The sequence below is a fragment of the Sphingobium chlorophenolicum genome, assembly GCF_000722875.1.
Taxonomy (GTDB): Bacteria; Pseudomonadota; Alphaproteobacteria; order Sphingomonadales; family Sphingomonadaceae; genus Sphingobium; species Sphingobium chlorophenolicum.
Genome location: NZ_JFHR01000023.1, coordinates 59,126 through 79,873 on the forward strand (window position 1 = coordinate 59,126; position 20,748 = coordinate 79,873).

Consider the following 20,748-nt stretch of genomic DNA (forward strand, 5'->3'; position numbering starts at 1 on the left):
TTGCCGTCTTTAACTCCCAATCAAGCCTGGCCGGCGGCGAACGCCAGCAGCCACTGAACGATCGCGCCGAAGAAGGTGTCGATGCCGAAGAAGAACAGGCCCAGCAGCGAGGTCATGATGACGACCATCACGCCGGTCATGATCGTTTCGCGGCCGGTGGGCCACACGATCTTCTTCGTCTCGGTCTGCACCTGATTGACGAATTCGCCCGGAGAAACCTTCGCCATCGCCTGTCTCAAACCCTTCGAACAAACACCAAAGCGCGAAGCAACAGTCCGCCCTCCCGATCCCGCCCTGTCTGGCGTCCGGGGGTGCGGCCGCGCTCCGCAACCTATACTTCTTCAAGCGCACTTAGCCGCGAAACCCTGTATATACAAGGCTTCGCGGCCAGTTCGCTTGGCAGGAGTGGAGGGACTCGAACCCCCGGCATTCGGTTTTGGAGACCGACGCTCTACCAACTGAGCTACACTCCTGCACTGGCCGGGGCCAGCGAAGGAGGGCGCTTTAGCGTGGCGGGCGGGGTTGGGCAAGCGGGAAACTTAAAGGAAATTCCCGCCCTTCATGATCCTGCGTACCCGGCCCTGCACGGGCACCCGGTGGAAGGGGGTGTTTCCGGCCTGCGCCGCCATTCTTTCCGAATCGACGATCCAGGGGGCGTCGGGATCGATGAAGATGAGGTCCGCCGCGCTGCCCGGCGCGAAGCCGCCCGCATCGACGCCCAATATCCTCGCCGGATTGGCGCTGAGCAGGGTCATCAGGCGGTTGAGCGACACATGCCCGTCCCGCACGAGGTTGAGCGAGAGGGCGAGCAGCGTTTCCGCGCCCGCCATGCCCGGCGCGGCGTCGGCGAAGGGCAGGCGCTTGTCCTCCGGCCCGCGTGGGTCGTGGCTGGAGGTGATGACGTCGACCGTGCCGTCCGCGACCGCCGCTATCGACGCCTTGCGGTCATCCTCCGACCGGAGCGGGGGCGAGAGGCGGGCGAAGGTGCGGAAATCCGTCACCGCATTGTCGGCCAGGAACAGATAGGCGGGGCTGATGCCGCATGTGACCTTCAATCCCTCCGCCTTGGCGGCGCGGATCAGGTCGAAGCCCGCCTTGGTCGTCACCAGCCGGAAGTGGATGGCCGCCCCGGTGGCGCGGGCCAGCATGATGTCGCGGGCGATGGCCATGGCTTCGGCGCAGGCGGGGGCGTGGGGCAGGCCGAGGCGGGTCGCCGTCTCTCCGCTGGTGGCGACGGCCTTGCCCGCCAGCCCGCTATCCTCGGCATGGGTGATGACGGTGAGGCCGAGGCCGGAGGCATAGGAAAGGACGCGCATCATCACGCCCGAATCCGCGATCCATTGGCGGCCGGTGCCGACCGCCTTTGCGCCTGCCGCCTGCATCATGCCGATTTCGGCCAGTTCCGCGCCCTTCAGGCCGCGTGTGGCGGCGGCGATGGGGTGGACCCAGAAATCGGGTTTGCCGGCGCGGGTGGCCTGGCGGATGAGGCCCGCGTCGTCCAGCGGGGAGGACTGGTCGGGCATCAGCGCGGCGCGGGTGATGCCGCCGAAGTGGAAGGCGGGCTTGTCGGTGGCGAAGACGCCGAGGTCGATCAGGCCGGGGGCGACGACCAGGCCGTTCGCGTCGATGGTTTCAGCGTCCTGGGGGATGGCGACATCGCCTGAGGCGAGGATGCGGTCATCTTCGATCAGGATGATGCCGGGGGTCAGGTCTTTGCCTGATGGGTCGGCCAGTTTGCCGTTGGTGATGGCGAGTTTGGTCATTGCGCGTTCCCCCTGCCTTGCGCTTCGGGATGGGGCGGGAGATGGGTCCCCGCCTTCGCGGGGATGACGGGGAAGGGGGTGGTCGTCGTCATGCCCAGCCCTCCACGCCGCGTGCGCCTCTGGTCAGGACATCCAGGCAGGCCATGCGGATGGCTACGCCCATTTCCACCTGCTCGGTGATGGCGGAGCGGTCCGGGTGATCGGCCACTACGCTGGAAATCTCGACGCCCCGGTTCATCGGGCCGGGGTGCATCACCAGCGCGTCGGGCTTGGCGATGGCGAGCCGTTCCGGGGTCAGGCCGTAGAGCATGTGATATTCGCGGGGGGAGGGGATGAAGGCCCCGTCCATTCGCTCATTCTGGAGGCGCAGCATCATCACCACGTCGGCGCCGTCCAGCCCCTCGTCCATGCGATGATAGGGGGTGGCGCCCAGCATCTCGACTTCGGGCGGCATCAGCGTGGGCGGGGCGACCGCTCGCACCTGCGCGCCCAGCGCGGCGAGACAGAGCATGTTCGAGCGTGCCACCCGGCTGTGCAGCACGTCGCCGCAGATCGCGACGATCAGCCCCTCGAACCCGCCCTTGCGGCGGCGGATGGTGAGCGCGTCGAGCAGGGCCTGCGTCGGGTGCTGGTGCCAGCCGTCGCCCGCGTTCAGCACCGGGCAGTCCACCTTGTCCGCGATCAGCGCCACCGCGCCGGAGCTGGCGTGGCGGATCACGATCACGTCGGCCGCCATGGCGTTGAGGGTCATGGCGGTGTCGATCAGCGTTTCGCCCTTCTTCACGCTGGACGTGGCGGCGGCCATGTTGACGACGTCCGCGCCCAGCCGCTTGCCCGCAATCTCGAAGGAGAGGAGCGTGCGGGTGCTGTTTTCGAAGAAGGCGTTGATCTGGGTCATGCCCGCCAGCCGGTCGTCATGCTTGCGCGCGCCGTTGCGGTTGCTCTTCGCCCAATGTTCCGCCTCATCGAGGAGGAAGCGGATTTCCCAGGGTTTGAGGTCCGCGATGGATAGAAGGTGCCGATGCGGGAACAACGCCCGGCCGGTCAGGTCGGACTGGGAGGATGGAACGGTGATGTCGGGCATGAACCGATCCTTTAGGCGAGGGTGGGGGAGAGGGCAAGTATGCTCCCCTGGCTCGCCATCAAGTTGGCGCTGGGCCGCCGAGTGCCTCGGCGGCACCCACCCCCAACCCCTCCCTGGAAGGGAGGGGAGAAGGAGGTCTTACCCCCGTCCGAACCACCGCCCCAGCAGCGCGCCGTCCCTGATGACTTCGCGCGCCGCATTGTGCCCCGGCGCGCCGGTCACGCCGCCGCCCGGATGCGTGCCCGCGCCGCACATGTACAGGCCCTTGAGCGGGCCGCGATAGGCCCCGTTCCCCAGTACCGGCCGCGCCGCCCATAGCTGGTCCAGCGTCATGTTGCCGTGCATGATGTCGCCGCCGACCAAACCGAATTTCCGCTCCAGATCGAGGGGCGAGAGGATGTCGCGGGCGATGATCGAGCGGGCGAAGCCGGGCGCGTGGGCGTCGACCGTCGCGACGATATGGTCCGCCGCCGCCTCCCGCTCATCGTCCCAACTGCGTCCGTCGGGCAGTTCGGGGGCGAATTGCTGGCAGAAGAGGCTGGCCACATGGGAGCCCGCAGGCGCGAGGCTTTCGTCCACGGTGGAGGGGATCAGCATCTCTATGATCGGTTGCTTCGACCAGCCGTCCCGCTTCGCGTCCATATAGGCGCGGTCCATATAGTCGAGGGTCGGGGCGATGACGATGCCCGACTGGTGATGCTCGCCAGCGCCAGGCAGGCAGGTGAAATTGGGCAGCGCCGACAGCGCCACATTCATGCGGAAGGTGCCGGAGGCGGTCCTGAACCCCCTTATGCGTTTCAGGAAATCGGGCGGCAGGTCGCCGGGGGCCATCAGCCGTTCGTAGAGCAGCTTTGGCCCGACATTGGCGATGACGGCCTTGCCCATCACCTCCTCCCCGCTTGCCAGACGGACGCCGACGGCCCGCGATCCGTCGACCAGCACGGATGCCACCGGGGCCTCCAGGCTGATCTCCACGCCCATGGCGCGTACCACCTGCGCCATGATCCGGGTGATCGACCCCATGCCGCCGACGCAATGGCCCCAGACGCCCTTCTTCCCGTTCACCTCGCCGAAGACGTGGTGGAGGAGGACATAGGCGCTGCCCGGCGCGTCGGGAGAGGCGTAATTGCCCACCACCGCGTCGAAGCCGAAGGCGGCCTTCACCGCCTCGCTCTCAAACCAGCCGTCCAGAAAGCCGCGCACCGACTTGGTGAACAGGTCCAGCGCGTCGCGCTGCTGCTCCAGCGACAGACCGCCGATCCGTCGTCCCTGCCGCAGCGCCGCCATGACCATCGCCAGCCCGTCGCCTGCGTTGGGCGGGGCCCGCAGCGTCATGTCGCGCAGCAGGTCCGCCACCACCTCCAGCGCGTCATAATAAGCGGGCAGGGCGGTGGCGTCCCTTGCGCTGAACTTGGCGAATTCGGCCTGGGTGCGTTCGATGCCGCCGCCCAGTTTCAGATAGCGGCCGTCGGGTTGCGGCAGGAAATTGCTGATCGGCCGTTCCAGCACGCGATAGCCATGGTCGGCCAGCCGCATGTCGCTGATCACCTTGGGGTTCAGCAGGCTGACCGTGTAGCTGGCTGTCGAATTGCGGAAGCCGGGGTGGAATTCCTCCGTCACGGCGGCGCCGCCGACGATGGCGCGGCGTTCGAGGATGCGCACGCTATAGCCCGCCCGCGCCAGATAGAAGGCGCAGACCAGGCCGTTATGCCCGCCCCCTATGATGACCGCGTCATAGGCTTTGGTCATGCGGCCGGCTCAATCCGGGAGGATATATGTCGAAAGCGATATCGGACCACAGCTTGGGATAAGCCCAAAGCTGCCGCCGCTCATCCCCCATATGCGGTATGCGCGGCGGGAAATGCGGGTGGGGCCGCCGCGGAAGGCGGGTCGAAGCCTCTCTCTCATTCTCCATCATCGCCCCGCCGTTAAATTTATACATATGTACAACAGTGGCCGCCGACCGGCAACAGGCGCTATGGCGTTCCTTCCGCCGCAGCGGCGTAGCGCCGCGCCAGCACGGCGCAGGCCATCAACTGTATCTGGTGGAACAGCATCACCGGCAGCAGGATCGGCCCCACGGCGCCCGCCGGGAACAGCACGCCCGCTATCGGCACGCCCGTCGCCAGGCTTTTCTTCGATCCGCAAAATTGCAGCACGATCGCATCCTCCCGCTTCAAGCCCAGCAGCCGTCCCAGCAGCAGGGTAAAGAGAAGAACGAAGATCAGCATCGCAATGCACAATGCCGTCAGCAGCAGCAGTTCGGTCCGCGACACCTGATGCCACAGCCCCTCCACCACCGCCGCGCTGAAGGCGGCATAGACGACCAGCAGGATCGACCCGCGATCCACCCGGCCCAGCATCGCCTTGTGCCGGGTCACGAAGCCGCCGATCCACGGCCGCGCCAGATGCCCGACGATGAAGGGCAACAGCAGTTGCAGCACGATATCCTCGACCGAGGAGAGCGAGACCAGATTGCCGGTGCCGCTTCTTTCCATCAGGAGCGCGACCAGCAACGGCGTCAGCGCGATGCCGAGCAGGTTGGAGAAGGACGCGCTGACCACGGCGGCGGCGACATTGCCGCGCGCGATGGCGGTGAAGGCGATGGAGGATTGCACCGTGGAGGGCAGCAGGGTCAGGAACAGCAGCCCTGCCCGCATGGAGGGCGGGATCGCCGCCGCCTGCTGTGTCAGGAGGCCGATCAGCGGGAAGACCGCGAAAGTCGTTCCCAATGTCGCCAGATGCAGTTTCCATGCCTTCGCGCCGCTCCAGATCGCCTCCCGCGACAGTTTGGCGCCGTGGAGGAAGAAGAGCAGCACGATACCGGCGTCGGCGGCGGCCCCGGCGATGCGGGCGCCATCCCCCCGCGCAGGCAGGGTGGAGGCGAGCGCCACCGTGCATAGCAGCAGCAGCAGGAAAGGGTCCAATATCTCGCGCAGGCGTCGCATGGCCCGGCTTTAGGGAGGATGGTCGGAAAAGGATAGACGTACCTGCACGGATCGGCCAACAGTCGCCGGTCATTCAGCAAGGGAGAGTCGGGCCGTGAGCGAAGGGATCGCCATCGTCGAAAATCAGGGCGTCATCGAAATCCATATCGACCGGCCCGACAAGAAGAATGCGCTGACATCGGACATGTACCGCGCCATGACCGCGGCGCTGGCGGATGCGTCGGCGCGGGACGAGATCGGCGTGGTGCTGTTCGCCGGGACGGGCGACGCCTTTTGCGCGGGCAATGACCTGAAGGATTTCATGTCGGGCCCGCAGGGCGGGGAAGCCGCCTTCGACTTCATCCGTGCCATCGCCGCCTTTGACAAGCCGGCGGTCGCCGCAGTGCAGGGGCTGGCCGTCGGGGTGGGCACGACGCTGCTGTTCCATTGCGACCTGGTCTATGCGGCGCCCGATGCGCGCTTCATCGCGCCCTTCGTCAATCTGGGGATCGTGCCGGAGGCGGGGTCCAGCCTGCTGGCGCCTGCCATATTCGGCTATGCCAAGGCGGCGTCGATGCTGTTGTTGGGGGAGCCGGTGGACGCGCAGACCGCCGATCATGCGGGCTTCGTCACGGCGATCGTCCCGGCTGAGGGATTGCTAGATCATGCGCGGAAGAAGGCTGCGGCGCTGATGAGCAAGCCGCCACAGGCGCTGGCCGCGACGCGCAGGTTGATGAAGGGCGATCCGGCGGTGCTGACGGCGCGCATCGAGGAGGAGGCGCGGCTGTTCAAGGAAACGCTCCGGTCGGCTGAGGCGCAGGAGGCGTTTGCTGCCTTCTTTGAGAAGCGACAGCCGGTGTTTCGGCGGTAAATAGTTTAAATCCTCCCTGCGCGAAGCGTGGGGAGGGGGACCGGCCGAAGGCTGGTGGAGGGGAAATGGCGCGACCTGCGCATTTTCCCCTCCGTCAGCGCTTCGCGCTGCCACCTCCCCATCTACCGATGGGGAGGAATAGGATAGGTTCAGCCTTTCCCGAAGCGGATTTCGCTGACCAGGACGGCGGCGACCACCAGTGCGCCGCCCAGCAGGGCGATGGCGGGCAGGCGGTCGCCCGCGATCCAGCCGATCAGGCCCGCCCAGACCGGCTCGCCCGCATAGATCAGCGTCGCCCGCGTCGCGGACACGCTCTGCTGCGCCCAGTTCATGACGAGCTGGATCAGCGCCGTCATCAGGCCCAGGCCGCAGGCCGAAATGACCACCGTCCAGTGGAAGGGCGGAATCGCTTCCCCGGCCGGGATCATGAAGGCGAAGGCCAGCAGGGACGCCACGCTCAGTTGGATGAACGTCACCCGCGCCACGTTGACGCGGCCCGCCCACAGGCTGATGAAGATGATCTCCAGCGCGATGGCGAGCGTGCTGACCAGCGTCAGCGCTTCCCCCCGTCCCAGCGACAGTCCGTCCCCCGGCGCGGCGATCAGCAGCAGTCCGGTGAAGGCCAGCGCCACGCCCGCCCAGCTCGCCAGCCGGGGCGGCCTGCGCCGGATGATCCATTGCAGGATGGGGACCAGCGGCACATAGGCGGCGGTGATGAAGGCCGACGTGCTGCTGGCGATGCTTTGCAGGCCCCATGTCTGCAGCGAATAGCCGGTGAAGATGCCCATGCCGATCATCGTCCCGGCCAGCCATTCGCGCCGGGTGACGCCGCGCAGGACGGGCAGGGCCAGCGGCAGCGCGATCAGCGCCGCCGTGCCGAAGCGCAGGCCGACGAAGAAGAGCGGCCCGCTGTGCCGCATCGCGTTGTGGACGATCAGGAAAGTGCCGCCCCACAGCAGGGTGGCGCCGATCAGCGCCAGTTCCGGGCGTCCGATCATCAGCCGGGAGGGGGAGGATGTCGCGCCATGCATGGCATTGCTGGTGCTGCCGATGGGCGTCCGGGTCAAGCGCCGTTCGTCGCGCGGTCGTTGCCCCATTGTCGACCATCCCATGCGTCCCGCCCTGTTCGGCATCCAGGAAAATGACTTACCTGGGTTAACAACGCCCGAATGGCCGGAACGGCGAGGGGATATGATGGTTAGCCACAGCATCCGAACGAGGAGGCTGGCATGGGCGAAACCATGACGCCGGGGCGCGATGACGCGCCGCCGGGCACATCCAAGCGCGCGGACCGGGTCGAGGATGCGACCCTGTCCCTGGTCGAGCCGAAGGGCGACAGCCTGTCGGCGAAGACCGTTACCATCAACCGGCCGCGCCAGGCGCTTTACGATTATTGGCGGGCGCTGGAAAATCTGCCGACCTTCATGGAGAATGTCGAGCGGGTCGAGGCGGTGGGCGACGGGCGATATCATTGGGTCGTGAAAGCGCCCGCGGGCCGCACGGTCGAATGGATCGCCGCCATCACAGAGGACAGGCCGGGCGAGGCGATAGGCTGGGCGTCCGAGGAGGGCGCTGACGTGCCGAACAGCGGGCGCATCGATTTTCGCGATGCACCGGGCGGGCGCGGCACATGGGTGACGGCGACCATCCTCTACGATCCGCCGGGCGGCGTCATCGGCAAGGTCGTGGCGAAGCTGTTCCAGCGCGAACCCGCGATCCAGGCGCGCCGCGACCTGCGCCGGTTCAAGCAGCTTATGGAAACGGGCGAAATCGCCACCGGCGCCCGCACGGCCCGGCAACTGGCCGAGGAGATGGATTGATGCGCGCCCTGACCTGGCACGGAAAGCATGATGTTCGCGTGGAGACAGTGGACGATCCCGAAATCCTCAATCCCCGTGATGCAATCATCAGGATCACGTCCACAGCGATTTGCGGGTCAGACCTGCATCTTTACGACGGATATATTCCGACGATGCAGTCCGGCGACATATTGGGCCATGAATTCATGGGCGAAGTGGTGGAGACCGGGCCGAAATCGACGCTGCAAAAGGGACAGAGGGTGGTAGTGCCCTTCACCATTTCCTGCGGTTCCTGTTTCCATTGTTCGAAACATCAATATTCCGCCTGCGACAACGGGCTGCCCGCCGACAACCAGGATATCGCGCAGGCCGCCTATGGCCAGCCCATGTCCGGCCTGTTCGGATACAGCCATATGACGGGCGGCTATGCGGGCGGGCAGGCGGAATATGTCCGCGTGCCCTTTTCCGATGTCGGTCCCATCGTCATTCCCGACGGGATCGACGACGACAAGGTGCTGTTCCTGTCCGACATATTGCCGACCGGGTGGATGGCGGCGGAAAATGCCGAAATCGAGCCGGGCGACACGGTGGCCGTGTGGGGTTGCGGTCCGGTCGGCCTGTTCTGCGTCCAGTCCGCCTTCCTGATGGGGGCGGAGCGGGTGATCGCCATCGATCATTTTCCGCGCCGCCTGGAACTGGCGCGCCGGTTCGGCGCGGAGACGATCAATTATGAGGAAAGCAGGACCTATGACGCGCTGATGGAGATTACCGGCGGCATCGGGCCGGACGCCTGCATCGACGCGGTGGGGCTGGAGGCGCATGGCTTCTTCGCGGACAATGTGTGGGACCAGATCAAGGTGTCGACCTTCACCGGCACTGACCGGACCCATTCGATCCGGCAGGCGATACTGGCCTGCCGCAAGGGCGGGCGGGTGTCGATGCCCGCCGTCTATGGCGGCTTCGTCGACAAATTCCCGCTGGGCGCCTTCATGGAGAAGGGGCTGACGCTGAAGACCGGCCAGACCCATGTGCAGCATTATATGCCCGCACTGCTGAACGCGATCATGGAGGGGAAGATCGATACGACCTTCCTGATCAGCCACCGCATGCCGCTGGAGCAGGCGGCGGAGGGATATAGGCTGTTCCACGACAAGCAGAATGAAGTGACCAAGATCGTGCTGAAGCCGGGCATGGACCTGGCGCAGACGGCCTGAAACCGTGAGATGAGGAGAGCGAAGATGGCGAGGATCGGACTGCTGACGGGATGCGCCCTGTTGCTGCTGCCTGCCTGTCAGGGCGGGGGCAACTCCGCGGCGGCGAATGACGGCGCGGCCATGAACGCGGCTAGCCAGAATGTGGCTGGCCAGAATGCGGCTGGGGCCAATGATATGGCGGCGGCGACGCCTGCCCTTCAGGCGACGAGCGCTTCGGATTATCTGGCGAAGGCTGGCGCGGGCGATCTGTTCGAAATCCAGTCATCGCAGGCCGTGCTGGAGAAGACGAAGAACGCCAAGGTCCGCGATTTCGCGACCATGATGATAAAGGCGCACCAGCAATCGACCGCCACGCTGAAGGCCGCCGCGGGCGAGGCGAAGCTGACCGTCAAGCCGCCGGTCCTGACATCCGACCAGCAGGCGATGCTGGACGCGATCAAGTCCGCGCCCGCCGACGGGGTGGACATGGTTTATGCCGCGCATCAGCGGACTGCCCATGAAGCGGCGCTGCAACTGCACCGCAGCTATGCGGCGGACGGCGACATGGCGCCGCTGAAGCGCGCCGCCGGAGAAATTGTGCCGGTGGTGGAAAGCCATATCCAGCATCTGGCCGATCTGCCCCAGCAATAAGGCCCGCAATAAGGAGAGTGTCATGGGCAAATTCGCGATCGTCACCGGCGCGTCGACCGGCATCGGCTTCGAACTGGCGCATCTGGCCGCTCAGGATGGCTATGACCTGCTTGTCGTGGCGGACGAGCCGCTGATCGACGCTTCGGCCAGCGATTTCCGCCGTCATGGAGTGGAGGTGCAGTCGGTCGAGGCGGACCTGTCCACATTGCAGGGCGTCGACCGCTTGCTGGCGGCGGCGAACGGGCGGCAGGTGGACCTGCTCTGCGCCAATGCGGGGCGCGGGCTGGGCCATGGCTTTCTGGATCAGGAGGTGGCCGACTGGCGGCGGGTGATCGATACCAATATCACCGGCACGCTTTACCTGTTGCAGAAGGTGCTGAAGCCGATGGTGGCGCGGGACGAGGGCAAGGTGCTGATCACCGGGTCGATCGCGGGCTTCATCCCCGGCAGCTTCCAGGCGGTGTATAATGGCACCAAGGCCTTTATCGACAGCTTCGCCGACGCGATCCGCAACGAGATTAAGGATGCCGGGGGCGTGACCGTCACCACGCTGATGCCCGGTCCCACCGAGACGGAATTTTTCGACCGGGCGGAGATGCTGGATACCAGCGTCGGGACGCAGGAGAAGGACGATGCGCTGAAGGTCGCGCAGGACGGGTGGAACGCGCTGATGGCGGGCAAGGCGCATATCGTGTCGGGCTGGAAGAACAAGTTGCAGGTCGCGGCGGCGCATGTGACGCCCGCCGCCGTGCTGGCGGAGCGGCATCGCAAGATGGCGGAGCCGGGATCGGGAGAGGAATCATGACCGGCAAAACCGACCCGCGCGAGGATTCCGAAACGCCGCGCGGTCCGCTGGGCGATGCCTTGCCGGGCCGGGAAAAGGCCGATCCGCGCACCGGTGGCGCGCAGCCGCAGGAAAAGGTGGAGGACCGGCCCAATGTCGGCACGGTGAAGCCGGACGATTATCCCGAAAAGGACCGGGAGGATTCCCGGCCCTGAGGCAATCCGGTCGTCAGCGCAGCAAATGGCGCAAGGTGGGAACCAGCCGCCGGGCTAGCGCGGGCCGGGGGATCAGCGGCGCGGCGGGATGGGCGTCGACGACCGGATCGTCCGACGCGCCCGAACAGAAGATATAAGGGATGTCATACAGGTCGAGATCGTCCGCGAGCAGGCCGACATCGCCGCCGTCCAGCCTGACGTCCAGCACCGCGCCTACGGGCATATGTTTCGCGACCGCCGCCACCCCGTCCGCCAGCGTGGCATGGGGCCCGTCCACGGCATAGTCCGCCTCCTCCAGCAAGCCCGCGATCAGCGCGGCGACGGTCGGATCATTTTCCACCAATAGGATATGCTGGCCCAAGCGCCCTACTCCAGTCCGAAATGGGCGCGATAACGGTCGAAGCAGCGCGCCCCGCAGCGCAGGCGAATCAGCGCTCCTTCGGCCATGGCGGTCGCCCGGCGCGGGTCTTCGGCGACGAGCGGTCGGATCGCCTCGTCATTCCAGTCCCGGCTATGCTTGATGTCGAGGACGGCATGGAGGTCGAAATAACGGCGCTCCGAACCGGAAAGGCCGATGCGGCGCAACCCCTTCGCCGTATGCGCCGAGCGATCCGGGGCGGTCAGTTCGATGACGCCGAGCGCGCCGACGCTGTGCCAGGCATAATGGCGGGATGACGCCATCGCCGTCATCGCATTGGCCAACGCCAGGCTTTCCCAGACCGTGTGGTCGATTCGGGTGTCGAGGCCGAGGATTTCGACAAGCTGGGCCAGCATTGGGCCATGCATGCCTTTCGCATTGCCGCGCCCCATTTCGTCCCAATAGTTGCGCGCCAGTTCCAGCTTGGCGCGGGCGGGCAGCTTGACCTGCGTCATCGCCACCAGATCGTCGAAACCCGCTTCGCCCGCCGCTTCCTGGGAGAGGAACCAGCGCAGTTCGTCGCGGCCCGCCTCTTCGGCCAGCCAGGGGAAAAGGCGGTCATGCTGGCCGGGGCCGGTCGCCTTCAATCGCTCGAACCAGTCGATGAACGCGTCCGCCTCCATCGGGGCGGAGGCGGCTTCATCCCGCACTTCGGCGCGCAATTCCTCGATAAATCCATGCTCCAGCCGGAGCATGTTCCGGCCCTCCTCGAATTGGGGGGCGGTCGCGTCCGCCGGGAAGGCGGGCGCCAGACGCCGCCGGTTCCAGCGGCTGAGTTGTTCCTGAAACGGCTGATTGAGAAATTGCGATCCACTATATTGAAGCTGGGTAGCCACAGACATGCCTTCCGATCGGAGTATGAGGGAAGAATTCGGAAGCGCTGCGGTTCGTTCCGGGAAATCATGTTAACAAGGATCAAGTCGTACCTTTGGACCTGATCTTGCGGCCGTCTCCTGGAAGTCCTCCCATAACATAGGTTTGTCTGGCGGCGCTCTGCGGCGTGCCGGAGGAACGGGGGCAGGGGCGGGTCGTTCAATCGCCATCACAGTGATGGAGACATGCCATGGCGCTTCATGCGAGCCTTTCTTCCGACCGCCATTCCCATTTCCTGCTGGGGGCGGGCCTCGGCATGGGGCTGGCGCTGCTGGGGGCGGCCGGGCGCAAGCTGATGGTGCAGGCCCCCACCATGCTGGCGGGCGATTGGGACGAGGCGCTGGCGGCGGAGCACAAGGCCACGCTGCTGCTGTTCGACGGGCTGGCCAGGACGGAGGATAGCGCGACCGCCCGGCGCACCCTGTTGCTGATGCAGCTCAAGCATGCCCTCGGCAAACATGCGCTGGAGGAGGAGAATGCCGTCTATCCCGCCATGCGCGAACATGGGATGACGGAAGAGGCGGACGCGCTCAACGCCGACCATGGCTATGTGAAGCAATATCTCTACGAACTGTCGGATCTGGCGGCGGACAATGGCGCGTTCCAGCAGAAGCTGGCCGCCTTCCGCACCGATATAGAGGCGCATATGCGGCGGGAAGAGGAGGAGCTTTTCCCCCGGCTGCGGCGGGCGCTGGATGAAGGCGCGACCGGCGACCTGACGCGCAGGATGAACCAGGAAGGGCTGAAACTGGCCTGAAACCGAGGACGATCACCCATGGACGAAACCCGGTCCCGTCCGATGTCAGGGCCGACAGCTTGCCCCGGCCAGAGCCGTATCGATCGCGCCCAACATCTCATCGCGGCGATAGGGTTTGGCGACGCGGACGCACGCATCGAACCGGTCCGGCAGGGCCTGCCCGTCATAGCCGGTGGCGATGACGATGGGGACCGACCGGGCGATCAGTTCGTCCATCAGCGGATAGCACATCTCTCCATGCAGATTGACGTCCAGCAGGGCGATGTCGGGCGCCTTGCCGCCAATCGCCTTCAACGCGCCGAACAGGCTGCCGTGCGGGCCGATGACGGTAAATCCCTCCTCAGCCAGCAAGGCGGAAAGGTCGCTCGCCAGAAAATATTCATCCTCCACCACCAGCACGGAACATGTGCCGGACGTCGCCCTGTTCGCCATTCGTCCCTCCTGACGCAGGAGCCGTCGCACGGGTATCGGCGGCAGAAAATAACATAGGTAAAAACCGGCAATGTCATCCCTAGATATGCCTGCGATCGCGATGAACGACAGCATTATAGCGGTGAAACTGTCCGCGCACTGGCCGCTTGACCGGCAAAACCGGGAGGCGATCAACCGCCTTGTCGGCCGTTCAGCCATTCCGCGGCGCACCGGGACCGACCTGTTCGCTCAGGGGGATCGGCTGACATCCATCTTTTTCCTGCTGGAAGGATGGGGCGCGCGGTATAAGATGCTGGCGGATGGACGGCGGCAGATCGTCAGCCTGCTGCTGCCCGGCGATTTGTGCGATCCCTTCTGCTTCCTGCTGCATCGCGCCGACCATGGCGTCGCGGCGCTGACGCCCATCAAGGTGGCGGAAGTGGGGCGCGGCCAGTTCGAGGAAGTCGCGCTGGAGCGGCCCGAAATCACCAAGGCGATGTGGATCAACGCGCTGATCACCGCGTCGATCCAGCGCGAATGGTGCGTCAATCTGGGGCGGCGCACCGCACTGGAGCGGTTGAGCCATCTCTTTTGCGAGCTTTACCACCGGCTTTGCAAGGTGGGGATGGTCACCGACGCCGGATTCCACTTCCCGGTCACGCAATTGGAACTGGCGGACGCAACGGGATTGACGATGGTGCACACCAACCGGATTTTGCAGGAAATGCGGCGCAAGGGTTTGATAGAGTTGCAGCGGCGTCATCTGATCGTGCCCGACCTTGCCGCCCTGGAACGCATCTGCGCCTTCGACCCGTCCTATCTGCATCCGGCGGCGCAAGAGGCCCTGTGACGACAGCAACCCCGACAGACAGCGCCGACTTCCTGCTCCTGTTCGATGCCTGTCCTTTTCCCCAGATCCAGTTGGGGTCCGATGACCGCATCCTGCGCGGCAATTCGGCGCTGGCGCGGTTGCTGGGCGTGCAGCCCGGCGAACTGACTGGCGGCCGCCTGCTTCCTTCCGAGACGGACGGGAAGGCGGGCCGGTTGAGTTGGGACGAGGGCAAGTGCGAAGCGCTGGTGTTCGTGGAGAGCCTGGTGACCGCCGCCGATTACCGGGTCTGCATGGTGCGTTTCGGCCGGGCCGATCCGGCGGCGGATGATCGCGATCCGATCCGCGACGTGCAGCATCGCCTGAGGAACCTGATCGCCAACGTCCGGTCGATCTTTCGCCGGACCGCCGTCACCAGCGGTTCCATCGACCATCTGACCAGCCATTTCCTGGGGCGTCTGGATGCCGTCGCCCGCATCGAATCCAATCTGGCGCTGGCCGAAAGCCATGGCGTGGAGATGCATGGCCTGATCATGGACGAACTGGCGGCCTTCGCCGTGCGGCCGGGGGAGCAGGCGGTGCTGAGCGGGCCCGACGTGCGGCTGCACATCCTGTCCGCGCCGACGCTGGCGCTGATATGTCATGAGCTGGCCAATAACAGCGTGAAATTCGGGGCGCTGGGCGCCGAGGGAGAGGTGAGGATCGATTGGTGGATCGACCCGGCGCCGCCCCGCGCGCTGCACATCGTCTGGACGGAATCAGGCGGGCCCTATGCGCCGGTCGAGCATTCCGGATTCGGCATGGAATTGCTGACCAAGACGCTGCCGTTCGAACTGGACGGAACCGCCGACATCGACTGCACGGTACAGAAGTTCAAGGTGCATATGCGTCTGCCGGTGACGGACAGGCTGCTCCACGGCGGGAATTAGACGGCGTGGATAAATTCAGGACTCGCCGGACGGGGGATGTGGGTGGAAAACGGACCTATCCTATTCCTCCCCATCGGGAGATGGGGAGGGGGACCATGCGAAGCATGGTAGAGGGGAATGGGGCACGACCTGTGCTTTTCCCCTCCACCACCGCTTTTAGCGGCGGTCCCCCCCCCCACGCTTCGCGCAGGGAGGAATTGATGTCCGCTCATGGCCATTTCCCGACATTCCGTCAGGCCGCCGCTTCCTGCGGGGTCAGCGCGCCCACTTCGCGCAGGGCCTGAAGTTCCGGAATGCGAAGCCATTTGGATTGCAGTTCCACCAGCCCCTTCGCCCGCATGGATTGCAGGGTGCGGTTCACATGGACCGGGGTCAGGCCCGTCATGTCGGCGATTTCGATCTGGGTGAGCGGCATCGCGCATTGCTGTCCATAGGCAAGGCCCGCCTTGCGCATGCGTTCGAACAATTCGACCAGCAGATGGGCGACCCGTTCCATGGCCGTCTTGCGTCCCAGGGTGACCAGCCAGTTGGCCTGCCGCTCGATGACGTCGGACAGCGCCTGCCCAAAGCCGTGATGGCCGTCCAGACCGGCATGGGAAGCCCGGCAGGGAAGCTGAAGCGCCCGGACATTGGTGATCGCCACGATCGGCTGCGACGGCAGTCCACCCAGCGCCCATTGGGGATCGCAATAATCCCCCGGCAAATAGAGTCCGGTAATCTGACGACGCCCATCGGGCAGCAGCCGGTACCGGCAGGCCCATCCTTCCTGAAGATGCAGCATGGCTTCGGGCTTTTCATTTTCCCGCGCCAGAAACTGGTGCATTCGGAAGTGAACTGGGCTTCTGTCCTGTGCGACCTGGCTTAACATGGGCTACTCCGCGTCGAGCCCCCCTGGGACAATGTGCATTGAACCTGACGTCACCATAGCCGATCCGGTTGACGGCGGATTCACTTATGTTGCCAAAGTGCAAATAATTGGGACGGCAGGAAAAGCGGCGGCGGATTTCCGCTGCGCCATGTCTGAACGACCCTGGGCTTGAGACAGGTTAGCAGGTCCGGCGGTGCGCTTGTCGCGGGGCCGTTCTATCCTTTGTGCCTATCCTTCGGGAAAAGGAGCGAGGATATGATGGATGAAATCGACATAGCCTATTTTTCCGCGCGCGAGCGGGAAGAAGTGGCGAAGGCCGCCGACGCGGAGGCGAGGGGCGCCCATCCGCAGATGGTCAGGCTGCACCGCGACCTGGCCAGCCGGTACCGGGCGAAACGCCTGGCCATGCAGATGGTCGGATGATCACGGCAAGAGGATGCCGGGCCGGGCCGGCCGCCGGCGCCGCGATTCTGCTCCTGAGCCTGTCCGCCTGCGACGGCGGGGACGCGGAGGGAAACCGCGCGCTGTTCAACGGAGCGGCTGTCGACCGGACGGACGACGCGCCGGGCAATGCCGGAACCGCGCCCGTTCCCCGTAGCGGGTCGAACGCCATTCCGCCCAACGCAAACGGCAATATGGGGGACGATCGCTAAGGCGGAGTGGACAAGTTCAAAACTTGCCGGATAGAGGATTTGGGTGGGAAGCGGACCCATCCTATTCCTCCCCATCGAGAGATGGGGAGGGGGACCAGCCGCAGGCTGGTGGAGGGGAAAGGGGCACGACCTCCGAAGCTTCCCCTCCACCACGCTTCGCGCGGTCCCCCTCCCCACGCTTTGCGTAGGGAGGATTTAAAGTTCGCCATTTGGCCATTTCCCGACATTCCGAATTTGTCCACGCTGCCCAGGCCGTATCGCCCCAATGCTAATCGGCAGCGATTAACCTTTGTAAATGCGAAACATCACTAAAAGCTGGATGAAAGCCGCAGTTCTCCGGAGACCTGCGTGCAACCACCCTTTCATCGCCTAGAAGAGTTTGTGCCCCTAACGCCGCAGGATGTGGAGATCACGCAAAGCTGGACTCTCAGCAGGCGAAAGATTTTGCGCGGACAGGTCATCCGGCGGGAGGGGGACGAGGTCGGCGGCGTCTTTTTCCTGATGGAAGGATGGGTGGGTTCCTCGATCATGTTGCGCAACGGGCGGCGGCAGATCGTGAAGCTGAACCTACCCGGCGACATATTGGGATTTCCCAGCCTGGCGCTGATGGTTTCGGGCGAGACGCTGGAGGCGCTGACGGATGCGGTCGTCTCCTCCATTTCCAGCGCCGCACTGGGGAAGATGTTCGCGGAAAGCCCCCGGCTGGCGGTCGGCCTTTTCCTCAGCACGCAAAGGGAGCGGGTGGCGCTGATGCAGAAGCTGAGCTGGATCGGCGCGACTTCGGCGCTGGAACGGCTGGCCGCCTTTCTGCTGGACCTTCATGACCGGCTGGTCGCCACGGATGCGGTGACGGACGGCGGCTTCGACTTTCCCATCACCCAGCAACAGCTTGGCGATCTGTTGGGGCTGACGACGGTGCATGTGAACCGGTCGCTCCGGCGGCTTGACGAAACCGGCTGCCTCCAGCGTTCGCGGGGGAGGATATTCATCCGGAACCTGCAAGGATTGCGCGCCCTGGCCCCCAACCTGCCGCCCCGCTTCGCCGGGCATGAGGCCTGGTCGCGATTGGGCAGGCCGCATCGATATGAGGCTTAAGGGGAGGTTTAATTCCTCCCTGCGCGAAGCATGGTGGAGGGGAATGGGGCACGACCTCCGAAATTTCCCCTCCACCAGCCTTCGGCTGGTCCCCCTCCCCATCTCTCGATGGGGAGGAATTGGAGAGCGCTTCTCACCCGCATCGGTCGCTCCGGCGAAGCGTTAGCGGGTGCAGGATTCTTAACCTCGTTAAATGCTTTTGCTTTTCGGACCTATTAGGGGGTTCCCTTCGCCTTTCTGTCGAGCGGCGGATAGCGTCATGCTGGAAAGGCTTTTGAGGTGAACGATTTTGTCCCATTTATCAGGGTCTGAAGCGGGCGCGGGATCGCAGATCGAGGCCGGCGCCCTGTTGGCCGCCATCGTCGAAAATTCCGACGACGCCATTTTGAGCAAGACGCTGGACGGGATCATCACCACCTGGAATCGCGGCGCGTGCCGCCTTTTCGGCTATTCCGCCGAAGAGGCGATCGGCAAGCCGATCACGATCGTCATCCCTGAGGACCGGCTGCACGAAGAGGACAGGATCCTTGCAAGATTGAGGGCCGGAGAGCGGATCGATCATTTCGAAACGGTCCGCCGCCGCAAAAATGGCGAGCTGGTCGAAATATCGCTGACGGTTTCCCCGGTCCGCAACGCCGCCGGGCAGATTCTGGGCGCGTCCAAGATCGCCCGCGACATCACCGCGCAAAAGCGGGCCGCCGCCATGCAGAGCCTGTTGTTGCGGGAAATGCAGCATCGGGTGAAGAATCTGTTCGCCCTGGCGACCGGGCTGGTCACCCTCAGCGCGCGATCCGCCGGTAGCGTGGAGGATCTGACCCGCGACCTGACGTCGCGGCTGATGGCCCTTGCCGCCGCGCACCAACTGACGCTGCCGGACCTGGACAAGGAAGGATCGGTAGAGGCGTCCGCGACGCTCTTTTCCCTGCTGGAGGCCATATTGGCCCCGCATGAGCTTGGGGACAGGCGGCGCATATCGGTTCGCGGTCAGGATATGCCGGTCGGCGGCGGCGCCTTCACGTCGGTGGCGCTGCTGCTGCATGAATTGGCGACCAACGCCGCGAAATATGGCGCGCTGTCGACCCCGGACGGGAGGCTGGACATCCATGTCGTCGCCGATGACGAGGAAGTTTCGATCCAGTGGGTGGAATATGGCGGCCCGAAACTGGGCTCCGCGCCGGAACGCGAGGGGTTCGGAACCGCGCTGGAGCAGGCGGCGCTGCGGGGGACGGGCGGCACGCTCAGCCGGGAATGGAGGGGCGACGGTTTGAAGATCGACATCCGCTTCAGGAAAAGCCGTCTCGTCGCATAGGGCGTCACATGGGGCGTCGTTCGGCATCGGGGTGGAATTCCAGATAGCCTTCGTCGAAACTGCCGATATGGACGAGCGCGTCCCAATCCAGAATCCGGATCGTCCGCCCCGTCCAGGCCAGCACGCCCCTTTGCCGGAGCGAACGGACCACGCGGTTCATATGCACCGCCGTAATGCCCAGGGCGTCGGCCACATGGATCTGGGTCGCGGGAAAGTCGAAGACCGTGCGCGTTCCCTGGCCCGCGCTTTCGATCCGCAGGGCCATTTCGCAAAGCAGATGCGCCGCCCGCGCCACGGCGCTGCGCCGGCCCAGGCTGACCACCCATTGGGCGATGATGGAGGCGTCGACCACGCAATCGCGCCAAAAGGCCTCCGCCACAGCCGGATAGGTGCGCGACACCCTCAACAATTCGCCATGCGGGATTTTCAGATAGGTTAGCGGCGCGGACAGCGCCTGCAACGCCCATTCGACGCGGGGCAGCATCGCCGAATGCAGGTCGCACATGTCGCCGGGAATGTAGATGGCGGTGATCTGCCGCATCCCGTCGGGCAGTTGCCCGAAACGTCCGGCCAGCCCCTCCGCCACCAGGCAGCTATGGTCGACCCGGTGGCCGGGCGGCACGATGTCCCGGTTGGGCAGCGCCTGTCCGACATGCCCGCGCATCGCGAGGATCGCCTGTTGTTCTTCCTCCGTCAGGCGGGACCGCAGCGATAGCCTTCGCAGAAACAGGCGCAAGGCTGGATGCGGGGCAGTCATCCGGCGTTTCCGCTTGAGGACGAACCAATATTCGCGGGTCGGTCAACCATCGATATTCAGCAGATCGCGGAAATATACCGTCTCCAGCCGCTGCCGTCGATTGTCCTCGACCACCAGGCGATGGTTCAGGTTTATGGGTCGTCCGTACAGGACATGTTCCGCAATGATTTCGCGCCCGCTTCTGACGGCATGTGCTTTTGCGGACGCGGCGTCCGCAAATTCCTGACCCGCTTCGTCGATGACATCTTCATCATTGTGGAGATGAATGTGAAATATCGGCATGCAGGATAAAATCGGGAATTGCGCGATTGTTCCCGAAGACGGTGATGATGGCGATCATGGCAAGGCCGGGCCTATGCCCGCCCTGCCATGGACCGGCGGCTCATGCCGCCAGCAGTTCGCCTGACTTCACCTGGTCTTTCAGCCGTCGTTTAAAGATTTTGCCGCTATCGTCGCGCGGGAGGGCGTCGACGGCGATGATGCTGCGGGGCACCTTATAGCCAGCGATGGACTGGCGCAGGAAGGTCTGGATGTCGGCTTCGGGCAGGCTGTCCTTCAGGGT

At 65.0% G+C, this 20,748-nt stretch carries 26 protein-coding genes and 1 tRNA gene; 13 read left to right on the top strand and 14 right to left on the bottom strand.

What is annotated here, in order from left to right:
• Window positions 1-20 precede the first annotated feature (20 nt).
• From secE to BV95_RS11380, 6 genes are all read right to left on the bottom strand, one after another.
• Window positions 21-227 carry a preprotein translocase subunit SecE gene (gene secE, locus BV95_RS11355; RefSeq protein ID WP_037451564.1) on the bottom strand — a complete coding sequence of 69 codons (207 nt, stop codon included), beginning with the start codon at window positions 225-227 and terminating at the stop codon, window positions 21-23.
• A 170-nt stretch (window positions 228-397) separates the two neighbouring features.
• Window positions 398-473, bottom strand: a tRNA-Trp gene (locus BV95_RS11360).
• A gap of 66 nt (window positions 474-539) precedes the next feature.
• On the bottom strand, window positions 540-1,763 hold the full coding sequence (locus tag BV95_RS11365; protein ID WP_037451565.1) for a dihydroorotase: 1,224 nt from the start codon (window positions 1,761-1,763) through the stop codon (window positions 540-542).
• Between the two features lie 88 nt (window positions 1,764-1,851).
• Entirely contained in the window at window positions 1,852-2,847 is a 996-nt protein-coding gene (locus BV95_RS11370) for an aspartate carbamoyltransferase catalytic subunit (protein WP_037451568.1), read from the bottom strand.
• A gap of 138 nt (window positions 2,848-2,985) precedes the next feature.
• Window positions 2,986-4,596: a phytoene desaturase family protein gene (locus tag BV95_RS11375; RefSeq protein ID WP_037451571.1), complete on the bottom strand. Its 1,611-nt coding sequence runs from the start codon at window positions 4,594-4,596 to the stop codon at window positions 2,986-2,988.
• Window positions 4,597-4,823: 227 nt separating this feature from the next.
• Window positions 4,824-5,795 (bottom strand): bile acid:sodium symporter family protein, encoded by a 972-nt coding sequence (locus BV95_RS11380; RefSeq protein WP_037451574.1) that lies wholly within the window; start codon window positions 5,793-5,795, stop codon window positions 4,824-4,826.
• 94 nt (window positions 5,796-5,889) lie between these two features.
• Here BV95_RS11380 and BV95_RS11385 point away from each other — a divergent pair, with 94 nt between their 5' ends.
• Window positions 5,890-6,645: an enoyl-CoA hydratase-related protein gene (locus tag BV95_RS11385; protein WP_037451577.1), complete on the top strand. Its 756-nt coding sequence runs from the start codon at window positions 5,890-5,892 to the stop codon at window positions 6,643-6,645.
• Between the two features lie 149 nt (window positions 6,646-6,794).
• Here BV95_RS11385 and BV95_RS11390 read toward each other — a convergent pair whose 3' ends face one another.
• Window positions 6,795-7,712, bottom strand: coding sequence for a DMT family transporter (locus BV95_RS11390; protein ID WP_234703157.1), 918 nt, complete (start codon window positions 7,710-7,712; stop codon window positions 6,795-6,797).
• Window positions 7,713-7,874: 162 nt separating this feature from the next.
• On the opposite strand from BV95_RS11390, the gene BV95_RS11395 reads away from it, so the two are divergent.
• The 5 genes from BV95_RS11395 to BV95_RS11415 are packed head-to-tail and all read left to right on the top strand — an operon-like array spanning window position 7,875 to window position 11,287.
• The gene (locus tag BV95_RS11395; protein WP_234703158.1) at window positions 7,875-8,465 is read left to right on the top strand and encodes an SRPBCC family protein; all 591 of its coding nucleotides are present in this window, start codon (window positions 7,875-7,877) and stop codon (window positions 8,463-8,465) included.
• Entirely contained in the window at window positions 8,465-9,658 is a 1,194-nt protein-coding gene (locus tag BV95_RS11400; protein WP_037451580.1) for a zinc-dependent alcohol dehydrogenase, read from the top strand. Before BV95_RS11395 ends, BV95_RS11400 begins: the two co-directional genes overlap by 1 nt.
• A gap of 24 nt (window positions 9,659-9,682) precedes the next feature.
• Window positions 9,683-10,288, top strand: coding sequence for a DUF4142 domain-containing protein (locus BV95_RS11405; RefSeq protein WP_234703159.1), 606 nt, complete (start codon window positions 9,683-9,685; stop codon window positions 10,286-10,288).
• Window positions 10,289-10,310: 22 nt separating this feature from the next.
• Entirely contained in the window at window positions 10,311-11,093 is a 783-nt protein-coding gene (locus BV95_RS11410) for an SDR family NAD(P)-dependent oxidoreductase (RefSeq protein ID WP_037451584.1), read from the top strand.
• Window positions 11,090-11,287 carry a hypothetical protein gene (locus tag BV95_RS11415; protein ID WP_013848834.1) on the top strand — a complete coding sequence of 66 codons (198 nt, stop codon included), beginning with the start codon at window positions 11,090-11,092 and terminating at the stop codon, window positions 11,285-11,287. Before BV95_RS11410 ends, BV95_RS11415 begins: the two co-directional genes overlap by 4 nt.
• 13 nt (window positions 11,288-11,300) lie before the next feature.
• Here BV95_RS11415 and BV95_RS11420 read toward each other — a convergent pair whose 3' ends face one another.
• A complete protein-coding gene (locus BV95_RS11420) occupies window positions 11,301-11,648 on the bottom strand; it encodes a response regulator (RefSeq protein ID WP_037451588.1) in 348 nt (115 codons plus the stop codon).
• A 5-nt stretch (window positions 11,649-11,653) separates the two neighbouring features.
• Window positions 11,654-12,547, bottom strand: a complete 894-nt coding sequence (locus BV95_RS11425; protein WP_037451591.1) for an iron-containing redox enzyme family protein — start codon at window positions 12,545-12,547, stop codon at window positions 11,654-11,656.
• Between the two features lie 221 nt (window positions 12,548-12,768).
• Here BV95_RS11425 and BV95_RS11430 point away from each other — a divergent pair, with 221 nt between their 5' ends.
• A complete protein-coding gene (locus BV95_RS11430) occupies window positions 12,769-13,335 on the top strand; it encodes a hemerythrin domain-containing protein (RefSeq protein WP_051749729.1) in 567 nt (188 codons plus the stop codon).
• A gap of 45 nt (window positions 13,336-13,380) precedes the next feature.
• Here the strand turns inward: BV95_RS11430 and BV95_RS11435 are convergent, their stop codons facing one another.
• A complete protein-coding gene (locus tag BV95_RS11435) occupies window positions 13,381-13,767 on the bottom strand; it encodes a response regulator (protein ID WP_037451593.1) in 387 nt (128 codons plus the stop codon).
• A 100-nt stretch (window positions 13,768-13,867) separates the two neighbouring features.
• On the opposite strand from BV95_RS11435, the gene BV95_RS11440 reads away from it, so the two are divergent.
• Entirely contained in the window at window positions 13,868-14,596 is a 729-nt protein-coding gene (locus tag BV95_RS11440; protein WP_234703160.1) for a Crp/Fnr family transcriptional regulator, read from the top strand.
• Entirely contained in the window at window positions 14,593-15,504 is a 912-nt protein-coding gene (locus tag BV95_RS11445; RefSeq protein ID WP_037451598.1) for an HWE histidine kinase domain-containing protein, read from the top strand. Before BV95_RS11440 ends, BV95_RS11445 begins: the two co-directional genes overlap by 4 nt.
• A gap of 232 nt (window positions 15,505-15,736) precedes the next feature.
• On the opposite strand, the gene BV95_RS11450 is transcribed toward BV95_RS11445, so the two are convergent.
• Window positions 15,737-16,327 (bottom strand): Crp/Fnr family transcriptional regulator, encoded by a 591-nt coding sequence (locus BV95_RS11450; RefSeq protein WP_234703161.1) that lies wholly within the window; start codon window positions 16,325-16,327, stop codon window positions 15,737-15,739.
• Window positions 16,328-16,627: 300 nt separating this feature from the next.
• On the opposite strand from BV95_RS11450, the gene BV95_RS24300 reads away from it, so the two are divergent.
• The 4 genes from BV95_RS24300 (at window position 16,628) to BV95_RS11465 (ending at window position 19,429) form a co-directional block, all read left to right on the top strand.
• Complete coding sequence (locus tag BV95_RS24300; protein ID WP_169804660.1) at window positions 16,628-16,795, top strand: hypothetical protein; 168 nt, start codon at window positions 16,628-16,630, stop codon at window positions 16,793-16,795.
• A complete protein-coding gene (locus BV95_RS11455; protein ID WP_037451604.1) occupies window positions 16,792-17,025 on the top strand; it encodes a hypothetical protein in 234 nt (77 codons plus the stop codon). Before BV95_RS24300 ends, BV95_RS11455 begins: the two co-directional genes overlap by 4 nt.
• Before the next feature lie 348 nt (window positions 17,026-17,373).
• Window positions 17,374-18,120, top strand: coding sequence for a Crp/Fnr family transcriptional regulator (locus BV95_RS11460; protein WP_037451607.1), 747 nt, complete (start codon window positions 17,374-17,376; stop codon window positions 18,118-18,120).
• A 289-nt stretch (window positions 18,121-18,409) separates the two neighbouring features.
• Window positions 18,410-19,429, top strand: a complete 1,020-nt coding sequence (locus BV95_RS11465) for a sensor histidine kinase (RefSeq protein WP_037451610.1) — start codon at window positions 18,410-18,412, stop codon at window positions 19,427-19,429.
• A gap of 4 nt (window positions 19,430-19,433) precedes the next feature.
• Here the strand turns inward: BV95_RS11465 and BV95_RS11470 are convergent, their stop codons facing one another.
• The 3 genes from BV95_RS11470 to BV95_RS11480 form a co-directional block, all read right to left on the bottom strand.
• Window positions 19,434-20,186 carry a Crp/Fnr family transcriptional regulator gene (locus tag BV95_RS11470; RefSeq protein WP_037451613.1) on the bottom strand — a complete coding sequence of 251 codons (753 nt, stop codon included), beginning with the start codon at window positions 20,184-20,186 and terminating at the stop codon, window positions 19,434-19,436.
• 42 nt (window positions 20,187-20,228) lie between these two features.
• Window positions 20,229-20,468, bottom strand: coding sequence for a DUF6894 family protein (locus BV95_RS23045; RefSeq protein ID WP_062792068.1), 240 nt, complete (start codon window positions 20,466-20,468; stop codon window positions 20,229-20,231).
• A gap of 100 nt (window positions 20,469-20,568) precedes the next feature.
• On the bottom strand, window positions 20,569-20,748 hold a 180-nt coding region (locus BV95_RS11480), incomplete at its 5' end, for an AMP-binding enzyme (RefSeq protein WP_037451617.1).

Excerpts from the sequence above, each read along its gene's own strand:
- BV95_RS11365 (WP_037451565.1), bottom strand. The coding sequence starts at position 1,763 with ATGACCAAACTCGCCATCACCAACGGCAAACTGGCCGACCCATCAGGC.
- BV95_RS11470 (WP_037451613.1), bottom strand. The coding sequence starts at position 20,186 with ATGACTGCCCCGCATCCAGCCTTGCGCCTGTTTCTGCGAAGGCTATCG.
- BV95_RS11370 (WP_037451568.1), bottom strand. The coding sequence starts at position 2,847 with ATGCCCGACATCACCGTTCCATCCTCCCAGTCCGACCTGACCGGCCGG.
- secE (WP_037451564.1), bottom strand. The coding sequence starts at position 227 with ATGGCGAAGGTTTCTCCGGGCGAATTCGTCAATCAGGTGCAGACCGAG.
- BV95_RS11455 (WP_037451604.1), top strand. The coding sequence starts at position 16,792 with ATGATCACGGCAAGAGGATGCCGGGCCGGGCCGGCCGCCGGCGCCGCG.
- BV95_RS11405 (WP_234703159.1), top strand. The coding sequence starts at position 9,683 with ATGGCGAGGATCGGACTGCTGACGGGATGCGCCCTGTTGCTGCTGCCT.
- BV95_RS11375 (WP_037451571.1), bottom strand. The coding sequence starts at position 4,596 with ATGACCAAAGCCTATGACGCGGTCATCATAGGGGGCGGGCATAACGGC.
- BV95_RS11395 (WP_234703158.1), top strand. The coding sequence starts at position 7,875 with ATGGGCGAAACCATGACGCCGGGGCGCGATGACGCGCCGCCGGGCACA.
- BV95_RS24300 (WP_169804660.1), top strand. The coding sequence starts at position 16,628 with ATGATGGATGAAATCGACATAGCCTATTTTTCCGCGCGCGAGCGGGAA.
- BV95_RS11425 (WP_037451591.1), bottom strand. The coding sequence starts at position 12,547 with ATGTCTGTGGCTACCCAGCTTCAATATAGTGGATCGCAATTTCTCAAT.
- BV95_RS11450 (WP_234703161.1), bottom strand. The coding sequence starts at position 16,327 with ATGCACCAGTTTCTGGCGCGGGAAAATGAAAAGCCCGAAGCCATGCTG.
- BV95_RS11435 (WP_037451593.1), bottom strand. The coding sequence starts at position 13,767 with ATGGCGAACAGGGCGACGTCCGGCACATGTTCCGTGCTGGTGGTGGAG.
- BV95_RS11415 (WP_013848834.1), top strand. The coding sequence starts at position 11,090 with ATGACCGGCAAAACCGACCCGCGCGAGGATTCCGAAACGCCGCGCGGT.
- BV95_RS11440 (WP_234703160.1), top strand. The coding sequence starts at position 13,868 with ATGAACGACAGCATTATAGCGGTGAAACTGTCCGCGCACTGGCCGCTT.
- BV95_RS11430 (WP_051749729.1), top strand. The coding sequence starts at position 12,769 with ATGGCGCTTCATGCGAGCCTTTCTTCCGACCGCCATTCCCATTTCCTG.
- BV95_RS11380 (WP_037451574.1), bottom strand. The coding sequence starts at position 5,795 with ATGCGACGCCTGCGCGAGATATTGGACCCTTTCCTGCTGCTGCTGCTA.
- BV95_RS11400 (WP_037451580.1), top strand. The coding sequence starts at position 8,465 with ATGCGCGCCCTGACCTGGCACGGAAAGCATGATGTTCGCGTGGAGACA.
- BV95_RS23045 (WP_062792068.1), bottom strand. The coding sequence starts at position 20,468 with ATGCCGATATTTCACATTCATCTCCACAATGATGAAGATGTCATCGAC.
- BV95_RS11410 (WP_037451584.1), top strand. The coding sequence starts at position 10,311 with ATGGGCAAATTCGCGATCGTCACCGGCGCGTCGACCGGCATCGGCTTC.